This window comes from Kitasatospora sp. NPDC098663, from assembly GCF_044760075.1.
Classification (GTDB): Bacteria; Actinomycetota; Actinomycetes; order Streptomycetales; family Streptomycetaceae; genus Kitasatospora.
Map to the genome: position 1 here is coordinate 1 of NZ_JBIWAP010000115.1, position 4,974 is coordinate 4,974.

The following is a 4,974-nucleotide window of genomic DNA, read 5'->3' on the forward strand; positions in this document are numbered from 1 at the left end:
GAATCGCGTTACGGTCCACCACGAAGAGCTCGGTGGCCGCCTCCTCCAGCGAGGTCAGCCGGAGCATGGAGTCGGGCACCACCTCGCGGTGCCCGCTGCGGAACCTCGAAGCCCAGCCCTCCTTCGACGCGGCGACCGCGAGGGCCATCAGCCGGTCGCGGTGGTCGCCCGGCGGGACCTTCAGGGCGTCCAGGACGATGGACACGGTGTACGGCTTGTCGATCCGCACATCGCCGCGTTCGAGGCGGCTGTAGTAGGAGGTGCTGACCCGCTTGTTGGTCACCGCCACCACCTCGCTCTGCTTGCGGCGCCCGCGCGCGACCTCCAGGTGGGCACCCAGGAGCAGTCCCGCCTCCGCCCACGGCCGGTCCGCGCCGCCCCCGCGGCTGGAAATGATCGAGTCGACGGCCATCGGGCCCCCCAGTTCGCTTTATCCCAATCCTTACTCTGTCCGGATGAGTTTGACACAAGGGGACCCGGCCGTCACACCATTCAGCTAAGCCGGAAATCAGGCGTCAACCGAAGACCCCACCGCCAGGTGATCGAATTCCCCGCTCCGAACGCCGTCCAACAGGGCCGCGATCTCGGCCCGGGTGAACAGGAGGGCCGGACCCTGCGGGTGCCTGCTGTTGCGCATCGCCACGGCGCCGTTGTCCAGCGCGCGCAACTCCACGCAGGACCCGCTGCTCACGCTGCGACTGGCCTTCTGCCAGGGGCCCTTGGCCTCGATGGTGTCCGCCGGCATGCCGTTGAAGATCTCCACCGTGAGCTCTCTTTCATGATCGAACGACGCCCCCGGTCCTGCTGGTCGTATCAACGGGAGGCCCCTGTCGGGGGGTCTGCGAAATCCCGTGCGGGATTTCGCAGACCGGGCGAGAAGAATCATTCACCGTCGCCGACGGAAAGCGCCACTACACAATCAGGTGAACGCGGCCGGATTTTGCACATCTATGACGGAACTATGATCCCACCCATTGGATCTTCATTGCGGAACCCGTTTGAAGGATGCGAATCACCATCCGAAGTCGTTATTGGGCTCAACCGGCTGCCCGGAAGAAGAGGCCGGCGGCGCCCCTGGCCCGCCCGGGGCCGGCCCTGTCGACAGGCCGCGGGCACCGGCCCGGTCCGGGGGTCGTGGATCTGGGCAGCCCGACGTCGGCAACACCGACGGCGACCGGGCAAAGCGGCCCAGCGCACCTGTCGGCTCTGGGACCGACCGCGCGCCACCACCAAGGTGCGTCCAGCCACTTCCCCCAGAGCCGACAGCCCGGGCGGCCGCAGCAGAACCGGCCGTGGACGCGGGCCCGTTGACGCATCTACGGTCCAACCATGGCTCACCTCCCCGACCTGGCCGCCGGTTTCCGGTCGGACCACCTGCGCTTTCTGCGCTCGGCGGATGGCCAGGACCTGTACCGCCGCTTCGGGGAGACTGACCACCCTCACCTCTGCCCGGCCTCCTGGGCGGTGCTGCCCCGCCAGCAGAGGATCGAGCGAGCCTCGCGGCCGAGGACCGCCGAGTCGCCGCTGGAGCCACGTTCGTCCTCGGCGCCCCGTAGTCGACGCCGTACGCGCCGTCGCCGTCGACCGGACCGTGCCCCTACTGTTCACCGAGGACGTCCTGCCCGCCCCGTCCGGCCTGCTCGTTACCGGGGCCCCGTTCCACGACTCCCAACCCCCGCCCGGAGGCCGGGTTCCCCGTCGCGTACGTCGCCGCCGATGCCGACCGCACCTCGCCCGCCTTCGCCAGCGCGGTGCTCGGGGCCGTGGCGAGCGCCCTGGATTACGCCCGGGCCACGGCCGCCGCCGCCGGAGCCGCGGTCACCGTGCTGGACCAGCAGGAGGAGTGGGAGCGGGAGAGGCCCGAGGACGTGCCACGGCACAAGTGGTTGCGAGAGAAGGAGAAGGCCGCCCGCGCCGCCGCCCGGCCCCCGGCCGCCGGCTGACGAACCGCCCACCCTGCCGCCCGACAACCGAGCGGCCGGTCCTCTTTCCCCGCCGTCGCGGGGACGCGCCGCCCCGGCGCTCGACCGACCACCCTTCTTGGAGCAGCGCATGCCGACCGACCACCCCCTCTCCGCCCGCTGGAGCAGCGGCACGTCCCCGGCTCCCGTCCCGCCCGGGCCGACACCGACGTGGCGGGTCACCGAGACTCGTCCGGACGGGGAGTACGGGCGGGCCTGCACCGAGTGGTGGGAGACCGGTGACGCTGCGTGCGGGCCCGCAGGCGACGGCCCGCTCGCCAAGTGGCTCGACGTCTACGCCGAACGCTTCGAGATCCGGCGTGGCCCGCACATCTCCGCCAAGCTCAGCCACGCCCTCGCTGTGGCCCGCGAGGTGCTCAGCCAGAACGGAGACCCCAAGTAACCGACCAGCACCCCGCCGAAGTTCCCCGGCGAAGAGCCGACCACTTCCGGCAACAAGCGCTTCAGCATCGCCGGCCAAGCCCCCAGGTTCCCCACCCTCCGCGAGATGAACGAGCGTCTCGGAACCGCCCACGCGGAGCCAGGCCAGGACGGAGACCGGCAGTGACCGACACCCCCGTCGTCCGAGTCACCGCAGTCGGCGCGTACCCAGGACCCGGCCGGGCCGGGCCGCTCGCGGCAGCGTGCCCCAGTACGTGACCCTGGACGATCCTGGCGGCCCTCGCGGCGCCGAGTGCCGCCGGGGGGACGGCCGGACCGCCAGTGCCCCGGGGAACTGCGCTATCCAGCGTAGCGCCGCTCGGGCCCGAAGGTGACGTCCAGACAGATCGCCGGCCGGACCGCCATGACGGCGCGCCCCGCCGATTCGGCCCGGAGCCGATACGCGCGTTGGTCCTCCTGGGAGCGGGTCTCGGTGGGGCGATGAACTGTCCACGACCAAAGGCCAGTTAGGGGTCGTCGTTGCCGGGTGACAAGCGGCGAATTCAGACGGCGGTGCTGAGCGGAGCCACATCGGACGTTCCGCTGATCCTGCCGATGGAAGCGATCGCACTGGACGCCTTCCGCCAGGAGCACGCGGCCGACACCTTCTGGTGCGGCCTGCTGCTCGGTGGCTGCGGCACCCAGCTGTCGACCAAGCTGTACACCGACCGGGTCTGTTCCCTGTCAAATCAACGTGTTGAAAGGCGGTCCCCAGGGGTTAGAACGGAGGTTCTGTGCTGTATCCGTCTGCGTTCACCGCTGTGCCTGCCCAGGCTGCTTGCCTGCGCTCCTGCTGCTCGCGGTAGGCGGCCAAGGTTGGGGCGGCTGCGAGGGCCTCGGCGGGCCGACGCTGCCGGACCAGGAGATCGGCCAGTTCCTCTATGGCGGACGCGGTGCTGGTGGAACGGAGCAGTTCCACGGCCTCGTCCACGCGGCCGTCGAGTTCCAGCATGGAGGAGAGCACGGTCACCCACTCCTCACGTTCCTCGCCCGGCAGTGCCGTGATCTCCGCGATAGCCTCCCGGCAGCGACCGGACTTCCCCATCAGTGCCCATCTGGTGGGGAGGATCCACCATCGGTGTTCCTGGACGTACTCGGCGCTGTACTCCTCCAGGAGCTCCGCCGCCCGTCCGGGCCTGCCGTTCTCGTCCAGCATTTGCACGGCCGAATGAACGAGGTTCCAGCAGTCGTAGTAGTCGTAGGTCGGTCGTCCCACCTCAACGGCCTCGTCGAGGCGGTTCTGTCGCTTCAACAGGTCCATGAGATCCGCACGGTGGGCGGGGTGGTCGTGGGTGGCGATGGACTCGCGGAGAACGGCCTCGGCCTCCTGTAGCTGTCCCACGTCCTCCAGCATCCGCGCGTAGTGGCCCAGGACGGCTGCAGGTTCGGCCGCGGCCAGAAGGCGCAGCTCGTCGACCCGCCGGTGTCGCGCGAGCAACTCCGCGAGGGCGATCAGCGTGTTCTGCGTGGAGTAGCGGCCCTCGGCAACGGCCGAGGCAAGTATCCGAACCGCGTCGTCCACATGGCCGATGCGCTCCAGGACCTGGGCATGCAGCGCCAGCGCCTGGTCTGAATGGTGGTACCTGCACTCGACCCCGGCCCTTCCGGCCTCGTCCGCGAACGGGGCGACCAGCTCCAGGACCCGTTCGTCCCGGCCCTGCCCACAGGTCACCTCCACCAGGAAGTTCAGCAACCAGTCCTTACCGATCAGTGGTTCGAGGAGCGTGATCGCCTCTCCACCCGGCCAGCCTTGACCAGCAGCTCGGCGAAGTCGTGGCACTTCCACTCATCCTCCTGCTCTCGTTCGTCTGGGCGCACCAGCGCGAGACCCTCCTCCACCCGGCCCCATCCGACCAGGATGTGGGCCGACTTCCACACCGCAGGTTGCCAACCCGCCTCCGCGAACGGCTGGACAAGTTCCATGGCCTGCTCGAACTCCCCCGCCGCACACAGCGCGTCGACCGCAGCCTTCGCCCAGAACCAGTCCTCGCGCTCTCGCGCAGCCCCGACCACCAGATCCACATGCCCTTGTTCGAGCAGGGCCCGCACCATTCGCAGGGGCCCGTCGTGGTACGTCGACTGCCATTCAAGATCACCAATATTCACGGGCGCAGCCTACGAACGCCCTCTGACATCCGCGGAAGCCGCCCGCCGGCGGCGGCACCACATAGCGGAGGCCATCCGCATCGGGCTGGCCCTGGTCGGCGGCGAGGAGGGCGAGCGGGTGGTGCGCTGCCCGTCGTGCGACCGCCGCTTCGTCCTCGGTCATCGTCACCGTCGGGACTCGAAGTTCTGCAGCTCCCGGTGCAGGCAGGCCGCCTACCGGGCCCGTCGCTCGCGGGAGCGGGTCCGCGAAGCCGTCACCGCGGACGGCGCGGTGACGGCTCCCGGCCCCCTGTACGGGCCGGTGAACGGCGCGAACGCGACCGAGGTGATACCGGCGGTCGGATCGCCCGGTGCATCGCTCGGCCCTTCATCCGGTGCGCTCCCGGGATCACGCGGCTCTGGGGGGCGAGGAGCGTGGGAACGAAGACCGGCGCCAAGCAGCGCCAGCTCGGCCGAATCTCAGCGG

7 protein-coding genes are annotated in these 4,974 nt (G+C 70.0%); 2 read left to right on the top strand and 5 right to left on the bottom strand.

Features of this window, described 5'->3' with window-relative positions; all coding sequences use genetic code 11:
• Both ACIQVZ_RS42180 and ACIQVZ_RS42185 read right to left on the bottom strand, forming a co-directional pair.
• A partial coding sequence (locus ACIQVZ_RS42180; protein ID WP_402458431.1) for a helix-turn-helix domain-containing protein occupies positions 1 to 412 on the bottom strand: 412 nt, incomplete at its 3' end.
• Between the two features lie 96 nt (positions 413 to 508).
• Positions 509 to 745 carry a DUF397 domain-containing protein gene (locus tag ACIQVZ_RS42185; RefSeq protein WP_402458447.1) on the bottom strand — a complete coding sequence of 79 codons (237 nt, stop codon included), beginning with the start codon at positions 743 to 745 and terminating at the stop codon, positions 509 to 511.
• Between the two features lie 1,018 nt (positions 746 to 1,763).
• Between ACIQVZ_RS42185 and ACIQVZ_RS42190 the strand changes: the two genes are divergently transcribed.
• The gene (locus tag ACIQVZ_RS42190; protein WP_402458434.1) at positions 1,764 to 1,943 is read left to right on the top strand and encodes a hypothetical protein; all 180 of its coding nucleotides are present in this window, start codon (positions 1,764 to 1,766) and stop codon (positions 1,941 to 1,943) included.
• Between the two features lie 109 nt (positions 1,944 to 2,052).
• The gene (locus ACIQVZ_RS42195) at positions 2,053 to 2,364 is read left to right on the top strand and encodes a hypothetical protein (RefSeq protein ID WP_402458436.1); all 312 of its coding nucleotides are present in this window, start codon (positions 2,053 to 2,055) and stop codon (positions 2,362 to 2,364) included.
• A gap of 756 nt (positions 2,365 to 3,120) precedes the next feature.
• On the opposite strand, the gene ACIQVZ_RS42200 is transcribed toward ACIQVZ_RS42195, so the two are convergent.
• From ACIQVZ_RS42200 to ACIQVZ_RS42210, 3 genes are read right to left on the bottom strand one after another with little or no spacing between them, the layout of a single operon-like run.
• On the bottom strand, positions 3,121 to 4,095 hold the full coding sequence (locus ACIQVZ_RS42200; protein WP_402458439.1) for a hypothetical protein: 975 nt from the start codon (positions 4,093 to 4,095) through the stop codon (positions 3,121 to 3,123).
• Positions 4,096 to 4,109: 14 nt separating this feature from the next.
• Entirely contained in the window at positions 4,110 to 4,508 is a 399-nt protein-coding gene (locus tag ACIQVZ_RS42205; RefSeq protein WP_402458441.1) for a hypothetical protein, read from the bottom strand.
• Positions 4,495 to 4,677, bottom strand: coding sequence for a hypothetical protein (locus ACIQVZ_RS42210; protein WP_402458444.1), 183 nt, complete (start codon positions 4,675 to 4,677; stop codon positions 4,495 to 4,497). The genes ACIQVZ_RS42205 and ACIQVZ_RS42210 overlap by 14 nt, the downstream gene beginning before the upstream one ends.
• Between the last annotated feature and the right edge of the window lie 297 nt (positions 4,678 to 4,974).